This window comes from Bacillus sp. RK1064, from assembly GCF_051488405.1.
Taxonomy (GTDB): domain Bacteria; phylum Bacillota; class Bacilli; order Bacillales; family Bacillaceae; genus Bacillus.
Map to the genome: position 1 here is coordinate 900607 of NZ_JBPSCZ010000001.1, position 26566 is coordinate 927172.

The following is a 26566-nucleotide window of genomic DNA, read 5'->3' on the forward strand; positions in this document are numbered from 1 at the left end:
GACTGACACCGAATGCGAGGGTTTGTCTACACGCTGAGACATCCACTTTTGGATGTCTTTTCTTATTTACGCATAAAGCTCATCGAGTCTCTTTTGAATGTCTTGATCTGATAAGAACTCATCATATGTTGTTTGTTTATCGACGATGCCATTTGGCGTCACTTCGATGATACGGTTTGCCACTGTTTCAACAAACTGATGGTCATGAGATGAGAAGAGCATAGCTCCTTTAAAGCTCATTAAACCGTTATTCAGCGCTGTAATGGATTCTAGATCCAAGTGGTTCGTCGGCTCATCCAGCAGCAGAACATTCGCTCCTGACAGCATCATTTTCGATAACATACAACGAACCTTCTCTCCTCCTGATAAGACGCTTGCTTTTTTCTTTACTTCTTCCCCAGAGAAAAGCATACGTCCTAAGAACCCGCGTAAGAAGCTTTCGCTTTGATCATTAGGAGAATATTGACGAAGCCAATCCACTAGATCGACATCGTTTCCTTCAAAGTATTCACTATTGTCTTTCGGGAAAAAGGCTTGAGATGTTGTAACGCCCCATTTAAACGTCCCGCTGTCTGGCTCCATCTCACCAGCAAGAATTTTAAATAAAGTGGATACAGCAAGCTCATTACGGCTTAAGAATGCAATTTTATCCTCGCGATTCATGATAAAGCTGACGTTATCAAGTACTTTCACACCGTCAATTGTTTTCGATAGACCTTCTACTTGAAGGACATCATTTCCGATTTCGCGCTCTGGCGCAAAATGAACGTACGGATATTTACGTGAAGATGGCTTAATGTCGTCTAAAGAGATTTTATCAAGCAATTTCTTTCTTGAGGTCGCTTGCTTCGATTTAGAAGCGTTCGCACTGAACCGGGCAACGAACTCTTGAAGCTGCTTAATTTGTTCTTCTTTTTTCTTATTCGCATCTTGGCTGAGCTTCAGCGCTAGCTGGCTGGACTCATACCAAAAATCATAGTTACCGACATATACTTGAATTTTTCCGAAGTCTAGGTCCGCAATATGTGTACATACTTTGTTTAAGAAGTGACGGTCATGCGAAACGACAATCACGGTATTTTCAAAATTAATGAGGAACTCTTCCAGCCACTGGATTGCTTGTAAGTCCAAGTGGTTCGTTGGCTCATCAAGAAGAAGAACGTCAGGCTTACCAAATAAAGCTTGGGCTAGTAGTACTTTTACCTTTTCAGAACCACCAAGCTCAGACATTTTCTTCGATTGAAGGCTCTCTGGAATGCCAAGACCTTTTAATAAGATCGCTGCTTCACTTTCTGCTTCCCAGCCGTTTAACTCAGCGAACTCACCTTCAAGCTCTGCTGCACGAATCCCGTCTTCATCTGAGAAATCAGGTTTCATATAGATCGCATCTTTCTCCTGCATCACATCATATAGACGTTTGTGACCCATCATAACGACTTTTAATACTTCAAATTCTTCGTATTCAAAATGGTTCTGTTTTAAAATCGCTAAACGCTCACCAGGGCTCATATGAACATCGCCCGTCTGAGCTTCAATTTCACCTGAAAGAATCTTTAGAAACGTTGATTTACCAGCTCCATTGGCACCAATTAGACCGTAGCAGTTGCCAGGAGTGAATTTAATATTTACTTCTTCAAATAGTTTACGATCAGCAAAACGCAAACTAACATTATTTACTGCAATCATTTATTAATCCTCCATCACTCATTCATCATTATGAAGTATAACATGAATAACGTTTGATAGAAACGTCTCTAGCTAAGAACGAAGGCAATTTGTCCATTATGGTATAATAAATGGGAATGATTTATTGAAGGAGTTCGTGCGATTTGAGATTACTTACACTTATGGAATACTGTTTATTGATTTTCTTTATGGGTATTTATTTATCTGCAACAGGCTTTAATGCGAGGGATTTTGGCCTTTATATTGGGCTTGTGCTTATTTACACACTGGTACACATCTTTTCGAAACGCTTTTTACAAAAGCGAGGGAAAGAAAATCAAAAGGTCGGATTGTTTCGGTCCGTTTTAGCCATTACTGGGTCTGTCTTCGCTTCTGTGTTGGCGATTGTGATCATTGTTACGGTGCTCACGCCAAATTAAAACGACCCTTCTTTTAAAGGGTCGTCCATTCAAGCACTTTTCTCACACACCTGAGAAGGGTGCTTTTATTTTGTTTGCCGAATGTCGCCAAATGGGAAGAAAACAAATTCTGATGTCCCGACAACCCGATCCTTTTCAATGAGTCCAAGTCCATTTCTGCTGTCCATAGAATTGAGTCTGTTGTCCCCCATCACAAAGTAATCGTTTTTCGGTACTTTCACTGGACCAAAATCCCCTGTTAAATGCACTTCATACTCTTTCGCATGTGCCTTGTTCTCTTTTAAATAAGGCTCATCAACTTTTTTACCATTAATGTAAAGCGTATCATCCTTCATTTCAATCGTGTCTCCCGGAAGGCCGATCAATCGTTTTACATAATGAATCTTCTGGCCATCTTTTCCATTAATAATCACGATGTCACCTCGTTTGACACCACCTAGATAGTTAATGGTTTTGTTGACAAACAGCTTTTCCCCATCATGAAGAGTCGGTTCCATTGACTCTCCTTCCACCACATACGGCTCAAATATAAACGTACGGATGAGCAGGACGAGCGCAAGTGCAATTAAAATGGCTTTGATCCATTCAAACAGTGAACTTTTCTTCTCTGTTTTGTCTTGCTTTGCATCAGATTGAATATCATTTTCGTTTTGTTTGTTTTCTTCGTTCAAAATACTGCTTCCTCCTAAGACTTTCTGCTAAAAGACTTGAAACGTGAATTGAATAACTTTACTTTATCACATGTCATTTAAAAATTCACAAGACAACCATTCAATTAGATATTTTTTCCTAATTTGTTCATGATTAAACAAAAAGAAGCACCGCTCTTCACGATGCTTCTCTTCTGAATTACGCTTCTAGTTTGACTGGTTTTTTCAAAATACCCAGTAAAATCGCTGTTACAACGGCACCGATTAAGATGCTGATGATATAAAGAACCGGATGATTTGTTACCCAGAAAACGAATAGTCCGCCGTGTGGCGCAGGAAGCGTGACTCTAAAGAATTCCGTTAATCCGCCAGCCACGGCTGCTCCAATGACAGCTGAAGGAATTACGCGCAGAGGGTCAGCCGCTGCAAACGGGATCGCCCCTTCAGTGATGAAGGCAGCTCCCATGAAGTAGCATGTAATCCCTGCTTCTCGGTCACGTTTTGAGAATTTATTTCTAAAGATTGTTGTAGCAAGTGCAATACCTAATGGTGGTACCATTCCGCCTGCCATAATGGCAGCATGCGGTGCATAGTTTCCAGCAGCAATCATCGCAAGACCGAATGTGTAAGCCGCTTTGTTAATTGGGCCCCCCATATCAATCGCCATCATACCTGCCAAAATAATGCCCATTAAGACAAGGTTTCCAGTACCTAAAGTTTCAAGCCAGTGAGTTAATCCATCCATCACCATTTTTACCGGTGTGTTAACAATGTAATGCATGATGATGCCTGTGAAGAAAATACCGAACAATGGATACAGCAGAACCGGTTTAATTCCGTCGAGTGACTGCGGTACGAATGTGAATACTTTTTTAAGTAGCACAACGACATAACCTGCAAGGAAACCGGCAATTAGTCCGCCTAAGAATCCTGCACCTGCTGCCGACGCCATAAATCCACCGACCATACCTGGCGCAAAACCTGGACGATCTGCAATACTCATTGCAATAAATCCGGCTAAAACAGCAACGATTAAGGCAAGCGCATTATCTCCGCCAATTCCTTTTAATACAGCTGCAAATGAATTAAATGAAGGGTCCTTAGGATCTGCTGAGTTAATTCCCCAGAAAAATGAAATTGCAACAAGGATACCGCCCCCGACAACAAATGGAAGCATGTTGCTTACACCACTCATTAAGTGCTTGTAGAAACCACTTCTACCTTTGCCAGATGACTCATTTTCGTCTTTTGAAGAACTGCCGCCTGAGCCTTTATAAATCGGCGCATCTTGATTGACTGCTTTTTCAATTAATTCCTGAGGACGGCGGATTCCAGCTGTCACAGGTACTTCAATGACATGTTTGCCTTTAAAGCGTTCCATTTCAACTTGCTTGTCCGCTGCCACAATGATGGCTGGTGCTGCTTCGATTTCTTTTGCCGTAAGGGCGTGTTTAATACCGCCAGATCCGTTTGTTTCGACTTTAATGTCAATGCCCATTTCTTTTGCTTTTTCTTTCAAAGCATCTGCTGCCATAAATGTATGCGCAATACCTGTTGGGCAAGCTGTTACTGCTAAAATCTTAGCTGGTTTACCTGATACAGCCGGCTCTTCTTGAACTTCCTCTTCTTCTTCATCATCGTCCTTGTCATGCGTATTGATGATATCGATGATTTCATCTTCAGTAGCCGCTTCAAGAAGCTGCTTTCGGATTTCTTCACGCATGAGAAGTGTTGATAAACGAGAAAGTGCTTCTAAGTGCGTGTTGTTTGCGCCTTCAGTTGCTGCAATCATAAAGACAAGATGACTCGGCTGCGCGTCCAGTGATTCATAATCTACACCAGCTGTCGAGCGGCCAAATGCAATGGCAGGCTCTTTTACACTTGCTGTTTTAGCGTGAGGGATAGCAATTCCTTCGCCAATACCAGTAGAGCTCTGTTTTTCACGGTTGATCACTGCTTCTTTGTAGCCCTCTTTATCATTTAGCTTGCCTGCTGTATCTAAAACAGTGACTAGTTCTTCAATGACTGCTTCTTTCTGCTGGCTGTCTAATTGAAGCTTAATTGTCTGCTTTGTGAGTAGTTCTGTAATTTTCATGATGACTCCTCCTTTAAATGCGTGTGACTTTTACTTGTGGTAATAGTGTGTCGACAAGCTCTTTAGTTCCAAGCTCCTCAGAAAATGCTGTAGCGCTGCCTGATGTGACGCCAAGCTTAAATGATTCTTCAATCGAAAGGCCTTTCGAAACGCCGGCTAAAAATCCTGCAACGACTGAATCCCCTGCACCAACTGAATTAACAAGCGTACCCTTTGGAACATTGGACTGATAAACCCCTTCCTTACTGAATAAGAGAGCTCCATCTCCAGCCATTGATACGATGACATGTTCAGCACCTTGTTCTAACAGCTTCTTCCCATAAGGAATGGCTTCTTTCGCAGATGAGATGCTTGTCTCAAACATTTCACCTAGCTCATGATGGTTTGGCTTCATTAAGAACGGTTTCAAGCCTGCTGCTTTTTTTAGTGCTTCCCCGGAAATATCAAGGACAACTCTGACACCTTGCTTTTCGCACACCTCAGCAATACGTTCATACGTGTTATGAGGCAATGAAGAAGGAATGCTGCCAGCTAAGACAACGACATCTCCTTCAGTCAATGAAGAAAATTGAGACAGAAACGACTCAAATTGCGCTTCAGTAATAGATGGGCCGAGTCCGTTGATTTCGGTTTCTTCACCTGTTTTTAGTTTCACATTAATTCGTGTATCTTCTGACACCTCGTGAAAGGCTGTTTGTAATTGTTCGTTTTGTAAAAAGTCTTGAATATATTTTCCTGTAAATCCGCCTATAAATCCAAGCGCTTTTGATTCAACACCGTGACGTTTTAAAAGCCTTGAGACATTGATCCCTTTTCCACCTGGATATTTTTTGTCATAGGTTGAACGATTCAAACTGCCGACTGCGAAATCCTCCACGTGTACGATGTAATCAACTGATGGGTTTAAAGTAACTGTATAAATCATGTTTTCACTACCTTTATAACCGTTTTTTCATGGTAATTATCGAATGAATCCTCTTTTGCGTCGTTTGTGATAATGGTGGCTTCCTGTAAACTAGCAAAGGCTGAAAACGATATTTCGCCAAACTTAGAGGCATCTGATAAGATATAGGTTTTTTTCGCCTGCTTCATGGCTCTTTTTTTCATGAGCGCTTCCTCTGGATCAGGTGTTGTAAACCCCGCCTCGGGATGAATGCCGTTCGTCCCAACAAAGCTTTTGTCAAAACGGTAATTTTCCATCGCTGTCAAAGCTGCGGCTCCCACCATGGCTCCTGTTCGATGTTTCACTGATCCGCCTATCAGGTAAAAAGAAATGCCTTTTCTCATGAGTGCTTCAATGTGCATAACACCGTTTGTCACCACAACAATATCTTGATCGGGATCGATATATTCAATCATTTGCTGTGTGGTCGTACCAGCATCTAAATAAATACAATCGCCTTGTTTTAAAAGTGAAGCAGCTGCCTCTGCAACCAATGACTTTTCTTGAAGGTTTTTGGCAGATTTCTCAAATACATCTGGTTCAAGACGGATACTTGATATCTTGGCTGCTCCCCCATGGACTCTTTTAAGAAATCCTTTTTCTTCAAGGGCTGATAAATCTCTTCTAATTGTAGATTCAGAAGCATCCGTCATAATCGTTAAGTCCTGTATTTTGATGACATCATTTTCTTCTAAACAGTCGATAATGAGTTGATGTCTTTCCGGTGTCAACATGAAAACACCCCCTTTTGAAAACGTATTCATTTTGCGCGCACCTTTATTGTAATCGCTTTTTTCAACATTATCAATACAAAACAATCAAATACATTCAATAACTATCAAAATCTTTCACCATGGTCATCTTACCTTTATATGTACCATTTGTAAACTGAAAAATATGTGACATTAAGATGAAAGTCATGATCTTAGCATTTCTATCATTTTTCATTTCATTCAATGGAACTAAAAAAAGCTTTTATGCGATGTGCATAAAAGCTTTTGATGGTGGATTACAGGCGAATTCACACTGTTTGTATGCTTTTGTTCTTCTCCAAATTATTCATATCTAAGAGAATCAATAGGATCTAGTCTTGCTGCTTTATTCGCAGGAATTAACCCAAAAACAATCCCAATAAGCATACTAAACAGCACACCGCCACAGATGACTTGCCAAGATACTAAGGACGGCCAGCCGGCAACTAGTGATACTAGCGCGGCGCCACCTAAGCCAAGTGCGATCCCCATCAACCCGCCGATCAATGTTAAGACGACAGATTCAATTAAAAATTGAACGAGTATTTGAGCCCTTGTTGCTCCAATCGCCTTTCGGATACCGATTTCCCTTGTCCTCTCTGTCACAGAAACAAGCATGATATTCATCACACCGATACCGCCGACAAGCAAAGAAATCCCAGCTATTGAGCCAATGATTGTTGTCATAACAGATGTGATTTGACCAATGCCTTCTGCGATTTCTTCCATATTGATCATTTCATAAGCATCTTCTGTATGATGATTTTCATTTAATAATGCAGCCGCATTCTTTCCTACTTCCTTCATTTGATCAGCATGTGCGACTTGAATTGACACCTTATCATATTCATTGATCCCAAATGTGGAGGTGAGCATAGCAAACGGGACAAATATTTCGTTCATATCAAATGAAAACATCCCTTTCTGTTTTGCTAAAACACCGATGACTTCAACAGGCTGTCCGTTCATCCAAATCATTTCGCCCAATGCCTTCTGTCCATTAAATAATTCTTTTTGTAAGCCTTCAGAGATGAGAGCGGCTCTTCTGCCGCTTCTAAAGTCAACATCTCTTAAATTCTGTCCTTCTGCTATTTGTAATGAATGGACATTCGTATACCCTTCATTTATACCGTTAACTGTCGCATCCACTGTCGTATCTTGAAATCTCAGCTGCATTCCTTGTGCAGTCGAAGAGGCGACCTGATTCACCCCGTTGATTGTCTTAATGCTTTTTATGTCTTCCTCAGTAAATGTGGCGTCGAATAAAGCGTTTGGATTTGCATTTAACTCTTCGTCAGAAGGCGTATATGTCATATCAATGGTATTGTTTGGACCTGAAATCGACCCTTTTAACATTTGCTCGCCGCCTTGACCGATAGCCACGACCGCAATGACCGATCCAACACCAATAATAATCCCAAGCATCGTTAAAATAGAACGTAATTTATGAGCTAAAACAGAATTCATCGCTATTTTGATATTTTCAAAGAGTTTCATTCATAGCGTCCCCTTGTGTCAATCTATCTTCAACGAGCCGTCCATCTCTTACAACGACCGTCCGATTTGTATACGCAGCCATTTCTTCTTCATGGGTGACAAGCACAATCGTTGTCCCTTCCTCATTCAGCTTAGTAAACTGTTCCATGATTGAGAAGCTTGTTTTTGAGTCAAGAGCGCCTGTTGGTTCATCTGCTAAGATAAGCTGCGGCTTATTGACAATTGCACGAGCAATAGCCACCCTTTGCTTTTGCCCTCCAGACAACTCACTTGGCATATGCTTCATTCGGTCTGCCAAACCAACCTTTTCAAGTGCCATTTCTGCGCGTTCTTTTCTTTCCTTTTGACTGATACCAGCGTAAATCATCGGAAGCTCAACATTACGCCTCGCATTTAACCTCGGCAGCAGGTGAAATTGCTGAAAGACAAATCCAATGAATTGATTTCGAATCACTGCAAGCTCTTGATCCTTTGCAGCTGACAGCTCTCTTCCTTGAAAATGATATTGTCCTGTGGTTGGTCGGTCTAAACAGCCAATGATATTCATTAACGTCGATTTTCCAGAGCCGGACGGGCCCATAATGGACATATACTCGCCTTTTTCAATGACAAGATCGATCTCACTTAATACATCAAATGTTTCTTGGGCGACCTCATAACTTTTTATCACGTTTGAAAGCTGAATCATTCAGCATTCACTTCCATTCGGTCATACATGTCATCTGATGGATGAGCAATGATTTGATCCTCTGCCTTGACACCTTTTGTCACTTCAAGGTCATTACCTGACGTTTCCCCTAGCACCACTTTTACTTTTTTAAGTACATTCTTTTTGACAACATAAACGTATTGTCCATCATCCTCTTTTTTTACAGCTGATTCAGGAATCGTTTGGGCTTGACGCTTATCTGTTTCAATTTCCATGATCATTTTAAAACCAGGTTTCGCTTCAGGTTTTTTTCCCTTTATTTCGATTTCAACAGGATATTGTACCGTTTGATCACCCGCAGTTGTTTCGGATGCTGCCTGAGCAGGTACAGCCCCCACTTTTTTCACGACCCCTTGCCAGCTCTTTCCGCGAATGACATCAGATGTAACCTTTACTTTTTGTTTCTTTTTCACTTTTATGGCGTCATACTCAGAAATCAATCCTCGCACAATCATTTTTTTCTCATTGCCAATATGAATGATCGGCTGTCTTTCTTCCGGCTTTCCTGCCCCTTCTTCTTGCTCAATGGAAATCACTGTACCGTCAATTTTACTATGTACGGTTAAATCTTCTATTTGTGCTTTTACTTTTTCTTGGCTGATCTCTGCTTGTTTTTGTTCTAATTCAGCCGCTTTCAGCTCTAATTCGAGCTGGTCTCGCTCGTTTTTAGGATGGGCGACTGAGTCGCCTGCTTGTTTTTCATCTAATTCGCTCAGTCTATTTTGTAATTGTTCGCGTTTTAGCGTACTTGATTCAGCCGCAAGAGCTTGCTGCTGCTCTTCAAGCTCCAGCTCCCTATTTTCATATGTAAGAAGCGGCGTTCCAGCCTTTACCTTTTCTCCTTCTTTCACAGAAATCCCCTTCAAGTGTCCTTTTTCCTCTTCTGCATAAATGAACTGCTCTTCAGAGAATGAAAGTGTCCCTGGCGTCATTACCGTAGTGGTGATTTCTTTTTGTGTGGGTTTTACTGTTTTAATAGCTGCTGTCGAAGCAGGCTTTGATTGATTTTTCGCAATGTTAAAGCCAATAAATAGACCGATGACAATAATAAAAATGGATCCGATGATGATTTTCTTTCTCATAAAGACATTCTACCCCCAGCTTACTGATATGTTGATTGCGGTTCCTACATATTGAAGAATGAAAGAAATGACATAAAAGACTCCTATCATGATCCAAGATATTCTTGGAGATATATGACCGACTTTGATCAATAAAAAGCCTGTTAAAACAAGATTCCAGATCACAAAGAGATCAATATTAGCAAACACACCGTGCCATGGACCAGAAGTTTGAATGAGTGCATTTAATGAGGTGATTGTGATGTTTTTTGGCACATGGAACAGGATGACGGACAGATGAGAAATAATCGTACCAATGATCGTAACTGGTGTAATAAACAGGACCGCTGAAAACAGCTGCTGAAACGATGCATCACCCTTTGCTAAAAATACGATGAACTTATATATAGCAGCATTAATCACAAGCCCGAGAATTAGACCAATTAGCGTCACCACATAAACGACCGATACCGGCAAGCTTAAATCTGCCCACATTCCTTCATTCACTAGCTCTGACAAATAAGTCACAATCACTGTTAAAAGAAGCACACAGGATAAAGGCCACCAAACCACCGGGTTTTCCCATACTCTTTTCAGGTGCTCTGAAGGTCTTGTGCTCACTCCAATGATCGTGGGCTTTTGCATATTTTCTTTCATCAAATGTCTCCTCTCTATGTCATGCAAGTATGCAAACGCACATGTTCTCTCTTGTTCTTTCTATTTTATCAAAAGATTGCCAATAAGTGATGGATGATTTGATTTTCTTATTTTCATTGAGGAAAAAATTTATCTATTATTCTATTATCACGAATGACATCCTCCAAATGACACCATGACCAGACCATATTCATATCAAAAAATAGAGGTTTTACTGACCTAAAAACATTTTATCAAAAAACCACATGTCTTTCGGAATAAATATCCTTTTCCTTTGAATTCGGATGGTCTTAGTTAGACACAACAATTTTTTGTTAAAATAATCCTAGTAATTTCGACAAATCCCGGCTTTATAGGACTATGATTGGTTTCTTTTATAGAACAAATGAGCCTTTAGTATCAATACTTTCATATTAAAAAATGAAAAATATAAGGTTTTTACTTGATCAAAAGTTATTTTTTCATATAATGTAAAATAGAGGTAGGTTAAATGATAGTGGAAATGGAGTCAAGTGAATGTTAAGAGAAAAATTGAAAACACAATTGATTTTACTTTATGAAAAGGAACAAGAAGCATGGCAATACTTTCGAAAGGAAAGAGAACTGATTTATCATGAGCTCAAATTACTTGATATGAAAGAAAGCAGACCCTCTAATGACAAAATATACTACGCTGCTAGATGTGTAGATATTATTAAAGAGAAAAAGGGAAGCATTGTGAGTACAAAAGAATTAAAAGAACAGCTTCACGCCCAGACAGATTTCAATGTGAGACGAATTAGCGAATTGTATGATCTGATCCAGCAGCTCGACCCTCACATTTCTAAAGCACGAAGGGGATGTTTTATTTACGAAGATCACACCCAAATACCTCTACAATCTTTTCACACATAAAAAATTGGTTACAGCCGCTGGCCATAACCAAATCCTCTAATATCTATTATCCACCGCTTACAGGAGGAATGAATGCAACAGTGTCCCCGCTATGCACTTCAGCGTTTTCCCTCGTATATAGTTCGTTGACTGCAACCATCACGTTTTGTGCAGCATCAACACCATATACCTCCTGTAATTCTAATTTAATCTCATCAACCGTTGTTTGATCTTTTTGAATGATGATTTGTTGTTTACCGGCCTTCTCAGCAAGGCCGGCGAACAATAATACACTAATCAAACTGATCACCTTCTTTCTTTGCAAGTTGAAGATCGCTAGGTTTCCCCTCTGGATATGAAACCGTTTCAAGCTGATCACCTATCCAGGCTTCCCCGTCTTCCCAATATTCTTTTTTCCAAATTGGAACGATTTCCTTAATTCGCTCAATGGCATATTCGTTCGCTTCGTATGCAGCCTTCCTATGAGGAGATGAAACGGCTATCACAACAGCAATATCCGTTATATCAAGTGTCCCGATCCGGTGCACAATGGCTGCTTCAGTTTCAGGCCACCGTTTCTTGATTTCTTGTCCAATTTGACTTAGCATGCTTTCAGCCATTGGTATGTATGCTTCATAAGTTAAACGCAATGTTTTTTTGCCGTTTGTCCACTCTCTGACCGTCCCGATAAACGTCGTAATGGCCCCTGCCTTTCGCCTTGTCACATGCTGAATCAATTCGTTTACATCAATCGGCGTTTTTGTTATTTTAAAAAATTCACTCAAGCAGAGACGCCTCCCTTCAATAAGTTAAAACCAAATGTGACTGCGCCCTTTTCAAAGGCTGAAAACACAGGAAACGAGTAATTTTCGATTAATTGAAACTCTTGAGAAAAATAAATAGCTGCTTGTATATTGGAAAGAGTTGAAAGATCAATGAGCTCCTCTTCATTCTTTACACAAACGATTTTGCGGTATGGTGCCTGTTTATACCCTTCTATCAAGACAGCGTCTAATGGAAGATGCTGACACATGTTGAGCAACTGCTCTAACGTGATGTGCTGCATTGAAAAGTGAAATTCACCCTCTCCTTCCACGCCAGCGGCAAATGCACCTGCTTGAACATATCGATCGGTGTCTTTTTCTTTCAAAAGACGATCTGGTTTCCCGCCATGTCCATGGTGTTTAAAGCAGCCTAGCTTCAGCCCGTCAAGTACAGCCAGCTGACAGAGCTTTTCAATCAACATAGTCTTGCCGCTGTTTTGATAACCGACCACCTGTAATATGCTTAATGTGTCATCCAGCATGGGGAACCCTCTCCTTCGTGCTGAAACAGCAGAACATGGACCTGATCACCGGCCTTAAAACCTCTTGTTCCTCCGGGCAGCACGATGAAACAGTTAGCATCTGCAATAGAGGTCACGGCACTTGATTTATCAAGACCTGTTGGGGTCACACTGAGCTGACTGCCCGTGAATTGTAGTGCCGCTCTGACAAATCGAGTGAACGGATTGGCTTTTGGAAAATCGTGTGTCAGCTTCGCCTCAGCAAAAGCAGGAAACGGCTGCTTCTTCAAAGACCATTTATAGATCATCGGTTTCACAAATAATTCAAAGCCAACAAAACAGGCAGCGGGATTTCCTGACAGCCCAAACAGCAGTTGACCATTTGGCATTGCAGCAACCGTCGTCACACTTCCGGGTCTCATGGCCACTTTATTAAACAGCACCTCAGCTCCCAGCTTTTCATAAATCGCAGGGAGAAAGTCAAAATCACCTACTGACACACCGCCTGTTGTGATTAAAAAATCTACCTTACTTAAGGCTGCTTTGACTGCATGATAGCTTTTGTCAAAATCATCGGACACACCGCCTAAATCTAGCGGCTCTCCCCCGGCCTCAAGTACCTGGGCATAAACCATACTAAGATTACTGTTTCTAATCTTACCGTCCACCATCGCATCACTCACTTGAAGAAGCTCTGTACCTGTTGAGATGATGCCGATCACTGGCTTTTTGACAACTGGCACTACACCATATCCAAATGTCGCCAATAGGGCCGTAACGCCCGGAGTTACTTTGGTTCCTTTTTTGACCATCACATTTCCTTCAAGTACTTCTTCTCCTTGACGAGAAATATTGTCCCCTTTTTTCAGCGTTCTTTTAAGTGACATGTATGATTTGCCGTCTTTTTCGAAGGTCTTAGTCAGCTCAAGCATGATGACGACATTTGCTCCATCCGGGATTTTTGCTCCTGTCATGATACGGATGGCTTGAAAGGGACCGATGGTTTTTGCTGAGACCATTCCTGCACCAATATGGTCAATGACCTCAAATTCAACCGGATGCTCGCTTGACGCTTCTTTTGTATCTTCTGCCCGAAGTGCAAAACCATCATACGGGGAACGATCAAATGCAGGAACATCATGATCTGCTAAAATATCTTCTGCAATGAACCTTTCAAGGCTATTTTTTAAAGGCACCCATTCTGCTTCTCCATGCTTTTCATATTGATGGACTTTCTGAATGGCTTCTTCTACTGGAATTGGCTGACGTCTTTCCATCACACTTCACTCCTATATCCCTAGCAGTCTTGCTAGTAATGAATTGGCTGCTTTTTCATCATTCGTCCCATGGATTAATGCACGTCCACCTTTGAAAAAGACAATACGATAAGATTCATAGCGGACATGGATTAAGAAGTCATTCACTTCCACCTCACAAATAGATGACAGCCTCTCTTTCACATGCTGAAATGATAGATTTGCTAAATCTTTAGATACAACTTGAACTGTATCCCGTCCGCAAAGAATCGTCGTTTTTTTACGCTGCTCATGTAAATAAGGGTAGGTTCTTTCTTCACCGCAGGATGGGCAGTTCTTCTGCTTAGTACGAGACAAATCCATTTTAAACGATGTCGCCTGCCAAAGATCAAATGTGACAAATTTCCGTTCGATTTGATCTTCATGTCCTGTTAAATATTTTAGCGCCTCTGTTTGCTGATAAGCAGAAACCATTTGAACTGCTGGAGAAATAATCCCCGCTGTATCACACGTCAAGCCGCCAACAGGCAGTTCTGTAAAGACACACGATAAACACGGCGTTTTATCCGGCAAAATGGTCATATACATCCCCTGACTGCTCACACAAGCGCCATATATCCACGGCGTCTTCGTTTCCTGCGATAAATCATTCATCACCATTCTCGTCTCAAAATTATCCGTCGCATCAATGACAATATCTGCGCTCTGAAATAACGGTCTTAACAGCTCCACCCCTGCATCTTCAATCAGGGCGTGTATGATCACTTCATGATTGATCTCTTGGAGACGTTTTTTTGCCGCAGCTGCTTTTGGCACATGTGCCTTTGCATCATGTTCTGTGTACAGCTGCTGCCGATGTAAATTTGAAAACTCTACATAATCACGATCAACAATCGTCAACGTGCCGATCCCAGACCGGACAAGCCCTTCAGCGGAGGCAGTTCCAAGTGCACCGGCTCCAACGATCAGAACATGACTGTCAGCAAGCGCACGCTGACCCTTTTCCCCAACCGGAGGGAACAAGATTTGTCTTGAATATCGGTCATTCAATGCTGTTCTCTCCTCACCATTTTTATGTATCATATCATACCGTTTTCAGGTAAATCGCTTCTTTTATTGATATTTCGAAATTCAATTGGTGTTACGTTCAGTTCCTCCTCTGGGACGATGCGCACCTTAAGCCTTTGAAGTAACTCTTTGATGGCTAATTGATTCTCTTTTAAACACGCATCAATGGACGGCAGACAGCGGCGGTGATAAAGCGCAAATAAAGGCTGTAATCTGCCCTGAACAAGCGGGATGATAGCATCTACGTGCTCGCTGCAATAGGACGATAATGCTTCGGCGGTCTCCCTCCGTATGAAGGGCATGTCACATGCCGTCACCAAATACCATGCTGCTTCTTGCTTTTGCATCGCCGTATACATGCCGGCAAGCGGCCCGCATCCGCGCACCTGTTCATCATCTAACCACACACTTCGTTCACCTCTTTCTTTAAAAAAGGGCAGAAGTGATGGATGGCTGATGATGACCATCTGTCCTTTCAAAAGCTGCTTTTTCACATACTCATATAGTGGTTTTCCTTGATACATATGGCTTGCCTTTGGCACTCCAAAACGTCTGGAAGCTCCTCCAGCTAAAATGACATTCACTACATCCATTCTCTCACCCTCCTTGGATATGGTTGTTCTAATCGCACTCATTTCGCATACTTTATTGGTAACATGAATAAGGAGGGTCTATCCATGAACAGGCGCCATGCTTCTCCCCTATTCCATGACCTATCTCAAGAGAATTTATACTTAAAAGCTGAAACAGCCAAATATCAACAAATGATCTCTGATTTACAGTCCTCATATACGTATTCTAAAAATAAGAAGTTAACTCAAGAATATCATGAGATGAAAAAGGATTACACGCAATTAAAACAACAATTGGATGAAATGACCATTGATCAAGACGATGCAGCCTCAAAAATACAGGATCTCTCCTCAAGCAAATCTGAATTATTACATAAAATAGTCTTTCTTCATGAAATGCTCCAAAAGGAAACCTTTCATAGAAGGAAAGAAACGGAAGAAAAACATCGGCTGCATTTAAAAGTCATCAAATATAAAGAAATCTCTCAACAATTAAATGAACGGATGCAGGATCAAGATAAACGGCTTGCAAAAGAGGAGAAAAAAGGAAATACTTTATCCGCTGTGATTGAGAAACTGCAGCAAACATTAAGTGATAAAAATGCAGAGCTTCATCTATTACAGGAAGGCGTTAGACACCTGCAGGAGCGTTTTTATGAAACACAAGAGAAATTACTGCAAATTGAAAAAGCAAAGGAAGCGATTTTTTATGAAACGCTCACAAGCTATCAAAAGCAGTTAGCAGAAAGCGAGGAATGGATCGCATCTCATTTTGCTGATATTGACCAGTCAGCTCAAACAAATTCACAGCCATTCTCTCGAGACAGCGTCCTGCAAACAACGGAAGAAATCGAACCCATCTTGAAAAAGCTGAACGAACAAGTTCAAATACTCCAGGCACAAGTCGATGCGGTGCAGGGAAATGGAGAGGTCATGACAGTGAAGATCGACGGCTTCAAAAAACAGCGTGATCACCTGTCAAAGGAACGAAAAATTGTCTATACAGTTGATCAAAAAAAGTAATTCTCGCAATAAAAAACTGCTGGCTTTTACGTCAGCAGTTTCTTTTATTTATTCGTCTTCTGTTTGAATGTCGCCTTCTAAAATATACTGTCCGCGATATGGCTTTTTCACTTCAGGATACATTTTAATTAAGCTTTGCATAAACGTTGTCATATTTGGAATTTCAAGACCGCTCTCTTTTTCAATCTCTTTTTGAAGCTCAGAGCTTTTAATCGCCGCATTATGACGCTTTAACGTTTTAATCGCAGCTTCACGAAGCTTAGCTGCCTTTGAACCAGGGCGGGCTGTGCCTCTTCTGCGTCTTGTAGATCCTTCAGGAATACCTACAGGTACACCGTTTAGCTGTCCTGTTCCTAAAGATGATGCAGGATTTGATTGTGATTGTGCCGGCGGCTGGTAGCTTCTCATTTCTTGTGCAGCCAGTTCAGCTAATACAGGCAGCGAATCCGTCTTTCTTTCTGTACGCACTTCTTTTTTTGTATCTGACACTAGACCTGTTCCTTGACGGTCTAATTCTCTTAATTTTGCATAAATCGCATCTCGCTCAATTTGATATTCACGGATGACCTTTACTTCTGCTTCGTTTAGTTGTTCCAATCGTAATCGTAACGCTTCCCTCTCATTAAACAATGGATTTCCCCCTCATCATATAAAAAATATTCTATAGTAAATATTAGATTAGAAAACTAATTTTATCAACTATTTTTTTATCATTTTACAGTTTGCTATCAGATAGGTATTTTCAACTAAAATTTTGCCAAAGAGGAACAATCGGCATCCATTTCATTGCCACTAAAGGCTTTTGACAAACTTTAAAATATTGTAAAAAATTTGAATAAACACTTATACTACTTGATTTACATCGTTATTTACCAAACTGAAATTTCTTTTGTGAAAAAACGTTCTGAATAGTAAAAAGTTAAAATCTTTACATTTTCATTTCAAAACAAAAATGTAAATAGGTCTTAATACCTTTTTATTTCAGGAATATTTTTTAATAAACTCCCTCAATTTCTCTTTTCTTAGGAAGGACACGTACATAAAAAGTCCATTCCGTGCAATAGGTCGCCTATTTTTGTCCATGAAAAAACCCCCATTTATGGGGGAAAGCCTATTCTGCAGCCTTTTCAGACTCAGAAAGCACTCGATTGACACGTTTCTCAAGCATTTTCATTCCGCTTCCGCCAGCTTGGAAGTGGCGCAGAGCACCTGTTTTATCAAATACATAATATGCTGGTACATATTCATTTTCAAAGGCTTCTGTTAAGTGATGATCACTGTCCACAAAAATTGGCTGCGTGATTTCATGCTCTTTCGCAACCTCTTTGATTTTATCTAGATCTAGGTCATCCTCTGAACGCGGCATATGAACGGCTACAACGTTTAGTTGATCCTTGTATTCATCACGGAATTGATTGACTTGAGGCATGGCCTCTTTACAAAGATGACAGCTGACTGACCAGAAATGAATCAATGTTGGTTTGTCACCAATTAGATCTTCTTTTGTTACTTCTCCATTTAACCATTCTTTTGCACCAGTTAGTTCTGGCATTGGTTGACGTAATTTCATTTTGAAGCGCCTCCATCCATTGTATGTGTCGAAACAAAAAGGTCTAACATCAGTTAGACCCTCCTGTTTCTTCAGCTATCAATTAAAGTGTTTTTTGACCAGGCTTCCAGTTAGCTGGGCAAAGTCCACCAGTTTGTAATGCTTGAAGAACACGTAATGTCTCATCTACATCACGACCGATATTGTTGTGGAATACTGTTTGATATTGAAGTTCGCCTTCTGGGTTGATAATGAATAGACCGCGAAGTGCAATACCTTCTTCTTCAATTAAAACGCCGTATTCTCTAGATACTGTGTGATTTGTGTCAGCAGCTAGCGGATATTTCAATTCACCTAGACCATTTTCTTTACGGTCTGTGTTGATCCAAGCTAGATGCGTATGGATTGTATCAGTAGATACACCAATGATTTCTGCATCTAAATCTTCGAACTCATCATAACGATCGCTCATTGCTGTAATTTCAGTTGGGCAAACAAATGTGAAATCCATTGGATAGAAGAAAAGAACTGTCCATTTGTCATTCTTCATGTTTTCCTCTAAACTCACTTTACCAAATTCCTTGTTAGCAAGTACTGCTTCCATTTCAAAACGTGGAGCTTGTTTTCCTACAAAACGCTCTGCCATATGTAAATCCCTCCAAAAAATAATATCTTTATACAGACTTCTAAGCTGTATATAAAATGAGAATCAAAAGTTGAAATTCTCATTTAGTTAATAACTTCACAATTACAATTATAATACTTAAGCGGTTTTTAGTCAATATTAATTAATAATAAATTTAATTAACGATTTGTCACAATCTCTTGCTCCACTTAACAAAAGTTTAACATGTCTTGCATAAGGGAACAAATGATTAGCTTCTCTATTAGAGCATACATAGAAAGGTTTTGAAGAACATGAAAGCATTTGAACAAGTAGATTGGGTTTCCATTATCCTCAATAGCAGTATGATTTTGCTAAAACTAATCGTTATTTTTGCGATTTATTTTATCATCAGAGCCATCGGAAACAAGATGATTAGGCGTGCCTATTCCACATTCTCTGAAAAGCATGACGTCTCTTTATCAAGAGCTCAGACGCTGCAAAGTCTCACGTTAAATATTTTCGCCTACATATTGATTTTTATTCTAGTGGTCATGATCCTCGACTTATTTCATTATAACCCGACCGCTTTGCTAGCTGGCGCAGGAGTTGTGGGGCTTGCGATCGGTTTTGGCGCTCAAGGACTAGTGAGTGATATTGTGACAGGATTCTTTATATTATTAGAGAAACAATTCGATGTGGGAGAATATATAACAGTTGCTGGCTTTGATGGGATCGTAGAACAAATTGGACTTAGAACCACTCAGCTTCGAAGCTTTGACGGCACCCTTCATTTTATCCCAAATCGAAGTATATTGAACGTGAGCAACCATTCAAGAGGGACGATGCAGGCACTCGTTGATATCGAGTTATCTCCAGAAGAGAATGTGGATCAAATGATCACAGCCCTTCAAGCTGCGTGTGATGAGGTACGGGAAGAAATCCCTCAAATTATCGAAGGGCCTCAAGTTGTCGGCGTGGAGGCGTTCGGCTCCTCTTCCCTCGTACTGCGCATCATAGCTAAAACCGAAACAATGGAGCAATGGCGGGTAGAACGAATCTTGCGCAAAAAAATGAAAGAAGTACTCGATATAGAAAAAGAGCAAAAAGAACCGGGGTTATAATCTACCGGTTCTTTTTCTTGTTTGTTTTATTGAACACGCTGTTCTACTTCTTGACAAATTTCATCAGCCGTCATACCTGACGCAGTAATCACAGATGCTTTTGTCGTTGTGTCTGAAATGCCAAGAACATTTGAATCTAGCCCTGTGACCACATAGCAGTCACACTGATCCATTTGCTGTTCATTTTGAATACGTACGACGTCATACCCTTTTTGCTTCAGTAGTTCTTCTACATCGGATAAAGATGGTTCTACACCAATTCTTGTCATAATCAAGAACACCTCCTGTTCATAAGGTGTACAGGAGGCAGCTTGATTATTCATTCACCTGCTTGCTTTTTGAAATAAGCTGTCATAACGTTTACAGCTGTTTCTATCGCTTTTTCATCAGGCATGAGTTTTGCATGATGCAGGCCATATTCTGAATCGACCCCTAACCAAAACATGAATCCAGGGTATTTTTTCAACATGTAGCCAAAGTCTTCTCCTGTCATGGCTTCTCTGCATTCAACCACATTCGCAAGCCCTTCTCCGGCAACATATGACATAAATTCCTCTGTCAGATCCTTTGAATTGTCCACTTCGTAATAAGATGAAGGGTATCGCACGGTTGCCTTGCATTCGTAGCCAATTTCAATCCCTTTTGCTAGTGCTTCAATTCGCTTCCTCACCTTATCCATAGACTCTGGTGAAAGTGTACGAATAGTGCCGTCAAGCTTTGCATGCTGGGCAATGATATTTTGAGCCGTTCCGCCGGTAATTGTGCCAATCGTAATGACCGCACTATCAAGAGGATCGACATTACGAGAAATAACCGATTGCAGCTGACCTACAAGTGCACTCGCAGCCACAACCATATCATTCGCTAAATGAGGGTAAGCAGCGTGCCCGCCTTTTCCTTCAAGATCAATCACAAGCTCACTCGTATTAGCAAATAACAGCCCTGTTTTTGTGGCTATCGTTCCGACAGGATATTCAGGTGCAATATGCAGCGCTGTAATAAAGTCTGGCGTCCACTTTTTCAGCACATCGCTTGTAAGCATCGGTTCAGCTCCGCCTGGACCTTCTTCTGCCGGCTGGAAAATAAATAATAGATCTTCTTTGATTGGCTCATGAACGAAATGATCAATGATTCCAAGTGCGATGGTCATATGAAGGTCATGTCCACATGCGTGCATGTTCCCTTCATGTACTGATTGAAATGGATACCCTGTCTCCTCAGGAATAGAGAGGCCGTCCATATCTGCACGATAAGCAAAAACGCGCTCAGGATTTGTTCCCTTTACTTTGACAAAAAGTCCAGTACGCCACGTTTCCATCTCAACTCGATCTTTTGAATAAGCACCAAGATGCTTGATGAGATACGCTTGTGTTTTGAATTCCTTAAAACCAAGCTCAGGGATTTGGTGTAAATCTCTTCGAATGGATATTAATTGCTCACGATTTAACAAGTGAACTCGCTTCCTTTCCTCTATACGAATAAGACGTGGATATATATCATCCACGTCTATGTCTTCAACTGCGAATTATGTGAATTAAAGCTGACGCAGTTCTTGTTTGATTTCCGTTTTACCTTTTGTTTTTTCATCAATGTCTTTGATTTTCTTTGCAGGTGTACCTGCTACAACTGTGTAAGGCTCCACATCGTTCACAACGATCGCACCAGCTGCTACGACTGCACCTTTACCAATTGTCACACCTTCTAGAACTACAGCGTTCGCACCGATGACAACATCATCTTCTACAACAACTGGTTTAGCAGACGGCGGCTCAATGACACCTGCAAGAACAGACCCAGCACCGATATGACAGTTCTTACCTACTGTTGCACGGCCACCAAGCACCACGTTCATGTCAATCATCGTACCTTCACCGATCACAGAACCGATATTAATAGAAGCTCCCATCATGATGACTGCATTATCACCGATTTCTACTTGGTCACGAATGATAGCACCTGGCTCAATACGTGCTTTAATGTTCTTTAAATCTAACATCGGGATTGCAGAGTTGCGGCGGTCATTTTCCACGACAACATCTTCAATTTTGTCTTTGTTCGTTTCCAGCGCTTCTTGGATTTCGCTCCACTCACCGAAAACAACTCCAGTGTTTCCTGTGATGAACGTTTTTGCATGTTCACCAAATTTAATACCTTCTAAATCACCTTTGATGTAGACTTTCACAGGTGTTGATTTTGTACTATTTTGAATAAATGAAATAATTTCATTAGCGTCCATTTGTTTCATGTATGTATGTCCTCCTCTTAATTTATACTTCATTACTGTACCAAAGGAGAGTTTTAATGACAAGTGAAAGAGTTGACTCTTCAATGGAAAATAAAACAAGCGGGACCGATTACCCCGCTTCCTGCTGGTGAAGATGAACAAATTGTTTGCCAAAAGAAATCAATTTCTCTTCTTCTTCTCCTTCTGGATTCAGCTCAATCTTGACTGATGGCAAGACAATGTCACCGCCAAGTTCCTTCACTTTTTCTTCGATTAGGTCAACAGCTCCGCAAAAATGCTCATAAGATGTATCCCCAGAACCGAATACAGCAAATGCTTTTCCCGTTAAATCAAGCTCTTCCATTTCTTCATATAAATCAATAAAATCATCAGGAAGGTCACCATCTCCCCATGTGTACGCACCTAACATAATGTGCGTGTAATCATCGAGAAGCTCTGCATCAATATCCATCGCTTCATGCCGGTCCACGCTAGCTCCCGCTTCTGTTATTCCTTTTTCAATTAAATCTGCCATCGCTTCTGTATTCCCAGACATCGTGGCATACACCAATAAAACCTTTTCTGTCACTTTTTCTTCCTCCTTATCAATGAATCAATGCCGGCTCCTCATATGGCCTCACAAACTTGCTTTCATATAAACCAGCACAGAAAAAGTTTTCATTTTGATTGGCTACACGAAAACCGTGTCCTTTGATCGTATCAAACCATTTGAGCTCTTTTTGCTCAATATCAAGCTGATACACTTTAGAAAATCCGTGTTCGTCTTGTGAGGTGGTCACATATACAATGCCATTATCCTCTGACACATCCAAAAATGATTCCTCTCTAGCAAAGGCCTGTGATTGAATATCATGCAGCATATTTGTATGTAAATCTAAAATTTGAACAGATCCCTTTTTTCCTTTTTTTGATCCTAATGCGCAAACAAGAAGATGTTCCTGACAGAGCAGCATAGAAGCTGTCATCCGGTGCTCCTCTCTGTTTAGGAGGAAAACCTGCTCACTCTCCAAGTCATACATCCATATTCCTCCGTGAACCTCATGAATCTGTGTTCCAATATAAAGGTGATCACCTGCAGCACATAAAGAACGAATAACAGGCGGGTGGTTCACATGAGCAAATGGCTTCATAATTTCCCAGGAAATCCCGAAATCATTTGACACATAAATACTATGTTTTCCATGTGCACACACAAACCCGTCTTTGCGTCCTGTAATAGACCAAACGACTGCATTTGTTGGAAATGATGATAGCGCCCATGTATTGCCTTCATCTCCTGATCTAATCACTGTGCCATTTTCACCAACACCGAATAAATAAGGTCCGATATAGCTGATGGCATGAATTTTATGCTTGAGCTTAAAGAGCTGCTGCCACCCGCTCTCCACACTGTAGTGAAAAATACCTTCACGTTTTACAGCGACAAAGTATCCACCATTTTTAGAAGCAGCAACAGCTGTCGCTCCTTTATGAAACATGATTTTCAACTCGTTTCTCAGACAAAGTGGCCCAAGTTAAGAAGCTCGTGGCAAATTCCTGACAGCACGCGACATCCTCATCTGTATCTGGCGCAAGCTCCATTTTCAATGTCTCAGGAAATACGGATGCCCCGGTTGATTTGAGCATGTTATGAAATGTATGGACAGCCTCACAAAACTTCGGGTAGCTGTAATCTCCAGATCCGAACACAGCTGCTTTGATGTCACTTAGTTCAAGCGTAGAGACCTCTTCATAAAAGTCCTCAGCTTCATAAGGTAAATCACCATCACCCCATGTATAAGAACCGATGAACACATAATCGTATGAAGAAAGGTCCTCTGCGCTTGTATCATCAAATTCCATCATCTCTGTGTCTATCCCTTTTCCTTCAAGTGTTTGCTTTATGATTGCTGCCATATCTTCTGTATTACCAGACATACTCGCAAATGCAATTAGTGCTTTCATCTATCGGTCACCTCATCTAAATGATAATCATTTTCAATTATTATATGTACACTTTAAATGATAATGATTTTCATTGTCAAATGATTTCATAAAAAAAGCACCTTCCTCTTCCAAGAAGGTACTTACACCGCATCACTTTCAAGCATTTCTTTGACCACACCGACAAATGCTTGCACCTGTTTTAATTGAAAAGAAGCTTCATAGCCTAGCAGCCATGTGTCACGTCCGATTTGCTCTCCATTCACGTCAACAAGCGGTGTTTTATGAACACTTTTTTCGTGGTCATATAAGGTGACCGAAGGCAAAATGGCGTAGCCGATGCCGTGGTAGGCCATTTGTTTACATGTCTCAATCTGGTCCACTAGAATCGTCTGCTTTGGAGACACTTTAAATTTTTGGTGCCACCAGTGCTGGATTTCCTGATAATACGTGCTGTCGCTTTTAAATTGAATAAACGGGCGTTCTGTCTCGATTAACTCGTCCACGTCTTTGATGACAGAATCGACTAAATATAAATGATCTGTCATCAAATATTCCTTTGTTCCCTTCCAATCAGGGTTTCCGCGAATAATTCCAATGTGCACGTGGTCCTCGTATAAGCTTTTGAGCATTTCACTACTCCAGCCGGTCACAAGTGATACCTTCGCATTTGGGTATTTTTCGACATACCGCTTTAACACTTTCGGCAGCCAGTGCTGTCCAATAATGGATGCAACCGCAAGCTTTAGTGTACCGTGAATTTCCCCTTCAAGTTCATCGATTCGTTCTCTCACTCGATCTTGCTCAACCGTCACCTCTTTTGCAAATTGAATGATCTGTTCACCTGCCGAAGTCACGGTGAGCCCTTTCTGAGAACGAAAAAAGATTTTGGTTCCCCACTCTTTTTCGATCGTCTGCAATCTTTGGGATAAAGCAGGCTGAGAGACAAAGAGCCGCTCCGAAGCCTTTCTCATATTCAATTCTTCACTAAGCACAACAAGCATATGTAACTCCTGAAGCTGCATGGGCGTCCCCTTTCTCTCTATAAGATTTTCTTATTTCATATGGTCATTATATAAATTATAGCTTATGAAGGCAAAAAAAATAAGCTGGGCTTCAGCTCATTTTTTCGCGGCATGAATCACTTCATTTAAGCGCTTTAATACAACACGTCGTGTAAATATTCCTTCAAAGACTTGCTCCTCATTTTCTACACAAACAAATCCATTATTCGTCACAGCGTGAACGCCTTTTAGCACAGGGTCCGTTGTTTTAAGTCTTGGAATATCAGTCAGCATGACCTCTTCTACCTTCAGTTGGTCCAGTTTTTCGAATTCAATTCGTTCTAAACCAAAGATCTTATCCATGATCATATTCGTTCCAATTAACCCATGCAGATGATAAGAAGGATCTAAAACCGGGATGGCTGTATATCCTGTTTTTGTTAGGACCAATAAGGCATGCTCAAGGTTATTTCCAATTTGAACATGTGCCACTTTATCTGCATCAATCATATGCTCGGCTATTGTTGACTCAAGCAATTGAGTTGGTTCTATCTCTATCATGTTTCTTCGACCCCTTTTCTCTCGATCATCAATCATACATTCCCCTTTATCATTAAGCATAAACTAAAACGAAATTTGTCGAAAGATTTTTTCTGCATAAAAAAGATACTCAGCTCCCGAGTATCTAATAGAATGTTAAATCAATATTAATTCTCAAACCTTACTCTGTCATACAATGTGATCAATTGCTTATACGTATTGTCATCGACATTTTTTGTTCCACATTCTATATCATTGATCTCACTGCTTAGTAATTCGACAGCATATTCCTGATTCAGCAATACGTTTAATAATAGCTTTTTCTCTTCTTCATTAAAACGATTTTCGATGACGCTCATCCAACATCAGGCCCCCTGTTTCATATATGCTTTTATATTGATTAGCAGGCTTTTGAATGTCTGCTTCCTCTCTATACAGCTAGAATAAGGAACTAGAATCGAATCGTCAACCGCACGTTTCGACAAGGTTTGGAGAAAAATGACGGAATTTATTTTGTGTATCGATTGGCATAGCAAAATGCTGCGTATGAGTCGGGTTTTATTTTAGCTTCAATTCCCATAGCTGTGATCATTCCGGTCATTTCCTGGATCAGCTCTTTCGTACTTCCTTTTTTGCCAATATCTAGATGGGCTTCAAAACGGAGGTCTGCCCCTTCCTCAGCAAACGGAAGAAGCAAATCCATCAGTTCTGTTAAAGGTCCCTCAAGGATGTCTGCACATACCTTTTGGCTAAACGCTGTCTCTAATGAAATTTTTTCTCTAAGACTTTGCACAGGCCTGCTGATCACTTGTTGTGTGAGGCAGCCCCAAGCCCCTTTGCCAATCCGGTGGAGATGAATTGCAGTCATAAATCTTGTGACATTTTGATTGACCTGAGAGTCCGTACCAATTGATAACACATAGGCGGATCTAGGGTCTTTTCGAATAAAGTCTTTCATTCTCATGACGACATCAGAAAACGCTAAATAATCTTCAGAAAGATTGTAGTAAAAAGAATCACTCACAGAAAGG

32 protein-coding genes are annotated in these 26566 nt (G+C 40.8%); 4 read left to right on the forward strand and 28 right to left on the reverse strand.

The window, feature by feature from the left end:
* Positions 1 to 66: 66 nt before the first annotated feature.
* On the reverse strand, positions 67 to 1686 hold the full coding sequence (locus ACSSTM_RS04715; protein ID WP_034662692.1) for an ABC-F family ATP-binding cassette domain-containing protein: 1620 nt from the start codon (positions 1684 to 1686) through the stop codon (positions 67 to 69).
* A gap of 143 nt (positions 1687 to 1829) precedes the next feature.
* Here ACSSTM_RS04715 and ACSSTM_RS04720 point away from each other — a divergent pair, with 143 nt between their 5' ends.
* Entirely contained in the window at positions 1830 to 2105 is a 276-nt protein-coding gene (locus ACSSTM_RS04720) for a hypothetical protein (RefSeq protein WP_060596158.1), read from the forward strand.
* A 65-nt stretch (positions 2106 to 2170) separates the two neighbouring features.
* Here the strand turns inward: ACSSTM_RS04720 and lepB are convergent, their stop codons facing one another.
* From lepB to ACSSTM_RS04760, 8 genes are all read right to left on the reverse strand, one after another.
* Positions 2171 to 2743: a signal peptidase I gene (lepB, locus tag ACSSTM_RS04725; protein ID WP_034663870.1), complete on the reverse strand. Its 573-nt coding sequence runs from the start codon at positions 2741 to 2743 to the stop codon at positions 2171 to 2173.
* 211 nt (positions 2744 to 2954) lie between these two features.
* Positions 2955 to 4850, reverse strand: a complete 1896-nt coding sequence (locus ACSSTM_RS04730) for a PTS fructose transporter subunit IIABC (RefSeq protein WP_420734941.1) — start codon at positions 4848 to 4850, stop codon at positions 2955 to 2957.
* Positions 4851 to 4863: 13 nt separating this feature from the next.
* Positions 4864 to 5775 (reverse strand): 1-phosphofructokinase, encoded by a 912-nt coding sequence (gene pfkB, locus ACSSTM_RS04735; protein ID WP_420734942.1) that lies wholly within the window; start codon positions 5773 to 5775, stop codon positions 4864 to 4866.
* Positions 5772 to 6527 (reverse strand): DeoR/GlpR family DNA-binding transcription regulator, encoded by a 756-nt coding sequence (locus tag ACSSTM_RS04740; protein ID WP_034662703.1) that lies wholly within the window; start codon positions 6525 to 6527, stop codon positions 5772 to 5774. The genes pfkB and ACSSTM_RS04740 overlap by 4 nt, the downstream gene beginning before the upstream one ends.
* Before the next feature lie 321 nt (positions 6528 to 6848).
* Positions 6849 to 8042: an ABC transporter permease gene (locus tag ACSSTM_RS04745; RefSeq protein WP_420734943.1), complete on the reverse strand. Its 1194-nt coding sequence runs from the start codon at positions 8040 to 8042 to the stop codon at positions 6849 to 6851.
* Positions 8029 to 8730, reverse strand: coding sequence for an ABC transporter ATP-binding protein (locus ACSSTM_RS04750; protein WP_060596154.1), 702 nt, complete (start codon positions 8728 to 8730; stop codon positions 8029 to 8031). Before ACSSTM_RS04750 ends, ACSSTM_RS04745 begins: the two co-directional genes overlap by 14 nt.
* Positions 8727 to 9833, reverse strand: coding sequence for an efflux RND transporter periplasmic adaptor subunit (locus ACSSTM_RS04755; protein WP_437404006.1), 1107 nt, complete (start codon positions 9831 to 9833; stop codon positions 8727 to 8729). Before ACSSTM_RS04755 ends, ACSSTM_RS04750 begins: the two co-directional genes overlap by 4 nt.
* A gap of 9 nt (positions 9834 to 9842) precedes the next feature.
* Positions 9843 to 10469, reverse strand: coding sequence for a YIP1 family protein (locus ACSSTM_RS04760; protein ID WP_034662714.1), 627 nt, complete (start codon positions 10467 to 10469; stop codon positions 9843 to 9845).
* 516 nt (positions 10470 to 10985) lie between these two features.
* On the opposite strand from ACSSTM_RS04760, the gene ACSSTM_RS04765 reads away from it, so the two are divergent.
* Positions 10986 to 11363 (forward strand): Rok-like winged helix domain-containing protein, encoded by a 378-nt coding sequence (locus ACSSTM_RS04765; RefSeq protein ID WP_034662717.1) that lies wholly within the window; start codon positions 10986 to 10988, stop codon positions 11361 to 11363.
* A gap of 46 nt (positions 11364 to 11409) precedes the next feature.
* Here ACSSTM_RS04765 and moaD read toward each other — a convergent pair whose 3' ends face one another.
* From moaD to mobA, 6 genes are read right to left on the reverse strand one after another with little or no spacing between them, the layout of a single operon-like run.
* A complete protein-coding gene (gene moaD / locus ACSSTM_RS04770; RefSeq protein ID WP_034662720.1) occupies positions 11410 to 11643 on the reverse strand; it encodes a molybdopterin converting factor subunit 1 in 234 nt (77 codons plus the stop codon).
* The gene (locus tag ACSSTM_RS04775; RefSeq protein WP_034662723.1) at positions 11636 to 12127 is read right to left on the reverse strand and encodes a molybdenum cofactor biosynthesis protein MoaE; all 492 of its coding nucleotides are present in this window, start codon (positions 12125 to 12127) and stop codon (positions 11636 to 11638) included. The genes moaD and ACSSTM_RS04775 overlap by 8 nt, the downstream gene beginning before the upstream one ends.
* The gene (mobB, locus tag ACSSTM_RS04780; RefSeq protein WP_034662725.1) at positions 12124 to 12648 is read right to left on the reverse strand and encodes a molybdopterin-guanine dinucleotide biosynthesis protein B; all 525 of its coding nucleotides are present in this window, start codon (positions 12646 to 12648) and stop codon (positions 12124 to 12126) included. The genes ACSSTM_RS04775 and mobB overlap by 4 nt, the downstream gene beginning before the upstream one ends.
* Positions 12630 to 13907 carry a molybdopterin molybdotransferase MoeA gene (locus ACSSTM_RS04785; protein ID WP_034662728.1) on the reverse strand — a complete coding sequence of 426 codons (1278 nt, stop codon included), beginning with the start codon at positions 13905 to 13907 and terminating at the stop codon, positions 12630 to 12632. Before ACSSTM_RS04785 ends, mobB begins: the two co-directional genes overlap by 19 nt.
* Before the next feature lie 9 nt (positions 13908 to 13916).
* A complete protein-coding gene (locus ACSSTM_RS04790) occupies positions 13917 to 14933 on the reverse strand; it encodes a thiazole biosynthesis adenylyltransferase ThiF (RefSeq protein WP_268496394.1) in 1017 nt (338 codons plus the stop codon).
* Positions 14934 to 14962: 29 nt separating this feature from the next.
* Entirely contained in the window at positions 14963 to 15544 is a 582-nt protein-coding gene (gene mobA, locus ACSSTM_RS04795; RefSeq protein WP_268496392.1) for a molybdenum cofactor guanylyltransferase, read from the reverse strand.
* 84 nt (positions 15545 to 15628) lie between these two features.
* Between mobA and ACSSTM_RS04800 the strand changes: the two genes are divergently transcribed.
* A complete protein-coding gene (locus tag ACSSTM_RS04800) occupies positions 15629 to 16546 on the forward strand; it encodes a sigmaE regulated sporulation protein (RefSeq protein WP_095285092.1) in 918 nt (305 codons plus the stop codon).
* 48 nt (positions 16547 to 16594) lie between these two features.
* Here ACSSTM_RS04800 and ACSSTM_RS04805 read toward each other — a convergent pair whose 3' ends face one another.
* From ACSSTM_RS04805 to ahpA, 3 genes are all read right to left on the reverse strand, one after another.
* Positions 16595 to 17176: a Rok-like winged helix domain-containing protein gene (locus ACSSTM_RS04805; RefSeq protein ID WP_034662739.1), complete on the reverse strand. Its 582-nt coding sequence runs from the start codon at positions 17174 to 17176 to the stop codon at positions 16595 to 16597.
* A 481-nt stretch (positions 17177 to 17657) separates the two neighbouring features.
* Positions 17658 to 18116 (reverse strand): TlpA family protein disulfide reductase, encoded by a 459-nt coding sequence (locus ACSSTM_RS04810; protein WP_034662741.1) that lies wholly within the window; start codon positions 18114 to 18116, stop codon positions 17658 to 17660.
* Between the two features lie 82 nt (positions 18117 to 18198).
* Positions 18199 to 18741 carry a biofilm-specific peroxidase AhpA gene (gene ahpA / locus ACSSTM_RS04815; RefSeq protein ID WP_034662744.1) on the reverse strand — a complete coding sequence of 181 codons (543 nt, stop codon included), beginning with the start codon at positions 18739 to 18741 and terminating at the stop codon, positions 18199 to 18201.
* Between the two features lie 272 nt (positions 18742 to 19013).
* On the opposite strand from ahpA, the gene ACSSTM_RS04820 reads away from it, so the two are divergent.
* Positions 19014 to 19823 carry a mechanosensitive ion channel family protein gene (locus ACSSTM_RS04820; RefSeq protein WP_034662747.1) on the forward strand — a complete coding sequence of 270 codons (810 nt, stop codon included), beginning with the start codon at positions 19014 to 19016 and terminating at the stop codon, positions 19821 to 19823.
* A 26-nt stretch (positions 19824 to 19849) separates the two neighbouring features.
* On the opposite strand, the gene ACSSTM_RS04825 is transcribed toward ACSSTM_RS04820, so the two are convergent.
* The 10 genes from ACSSTM_RS04825 to ACSSTM_RS04870 form a co-directional block, all read right to left on the reverse strand.
* On the reverse strand, positions 19850 to 20092 hold the full coding sequence (locus ACSSTM_RS04825) for a YkuS family protein (protein WP_003211408.1): 243 nt from the start codon (positions 20090 to 20092) through the stop codon (positions 19850 to 19852).
* Positions 20093 to 20142: 50 nt separating this feature from the next.
* Entirely contained in the window at positions 20143 to 21273 is a 1131-nt protein-coding gene (locus ACSSTM_RS04830) for an N-acetyldiaminopimelate deacetylase (RefSeq protein ID WP_034662750.1), read from the reverse strand.
* Positions 21274 to 21357: 84 nt separating this feature from the next.
* Positions 21358 to 22068, reverse strand: coding sequence for a 2,3,4,5-tetrahydropyridine-2,6-dicarboxylate N-acetyltransferase (gene dapD / locus ACSSTM_RS04835; RefSeq protein WP_034662753.1), 711 nt, complete (start codon positions 22066 to 22068; stop codon positions 21358 to 21360).
* Positions 22069 to 22177: 109 nt separating this feature from the next.
* The gene (locus ACSSTM_RS04840) at positions 22178 to 22636 is read right to left on the reverse strand and encodes a flavodoxin (RefSeq protein WP_095285089.1); all 459 of its coding nucleotides are present in this window, start codon (positions 22634 to 22636) and stop codon (positions 22178 to 22180) included.
* Between the two features lie 16 nt (positions 22637 to 22652).
* The gene (locus ACSSTM_RS04845) at positions 22653 to 23546 is read right to left on the reverse strand and encodes a WD40/YVTN/BNR-like repeat-containing protein (RefSeq protein WP_034662759.1); all 894 of its coding nucleotides are present in this window, start codon (positions 23544 to 23546) and stop codon (positions 22653 to 22655) included.
* Entirely contained in the window at positions 23536 to 24012 is a 477-nt protein-coding gene (locus ACSSTM_RS04850) for a flavodoxin (protein ID WP_095285088.1), read from the reverse strand. The genes ACSSTM_RS04845 and ACSSTM_RS04850 overlap by 11 nt, the downstream gene beginning before the upstream one ends.
* 122 nt (positions 24013 to 24134) lie before the next feature.
* On the reverse strand, positions 24135 to 25016 hold the full coding sequence (locus tag ACSSTM_RS04855) for a LysR family transcriptional regulator (protein WP_003211236.1): 882 nt from the start codon (positions 25014 to 25016) through the stop codon (positions 24135 to 24137).
* A gap of 96 nt (positions 25017 to 25112) precedes the next feature.
* Positions 25113 to 25556 carry a cyclic-di-AMP-binding protein CbpB gene (cbpB, locus tag ACSSTM_RS04860; protein ID WP_034663872.1) on the reverse strand — a complete coding sequence of 148 codons (444 nt, stop codon included), beginning with the start codon at positions 25554 to 25556 and terminating at the stop codon, positions 25113 to 25115.
* Positions 25557 to 25702: 146 nt separating this feature from the next.
* Positions 25703 to 25894: an antirepressor AbbA gene (abbA, locus tag ACSSTM_RS04865; protein WP_003210802.1), complete on the reverse strand. Its 192-nt coding sequence runs from the start codon at positions 25892 to 25894 to the stop codon at positions 25703 to 25705.
* 149 nt (positions 25895 to 26043) lie between these two features.
* On the reverse strand, positions 26044 to 26559 hold the full coding sequence (locus ACSSTM_RS04870; protein WP_034662766.1) for a ribonuclease H-like YkuK family protein: 516 nt from the start codon (positions 26557 to 26559) through the stop codon (positions 26044 to 26046).
* Between the last annotated feature and the right edge of the window lie 7 nt (positions 26560 to 26566).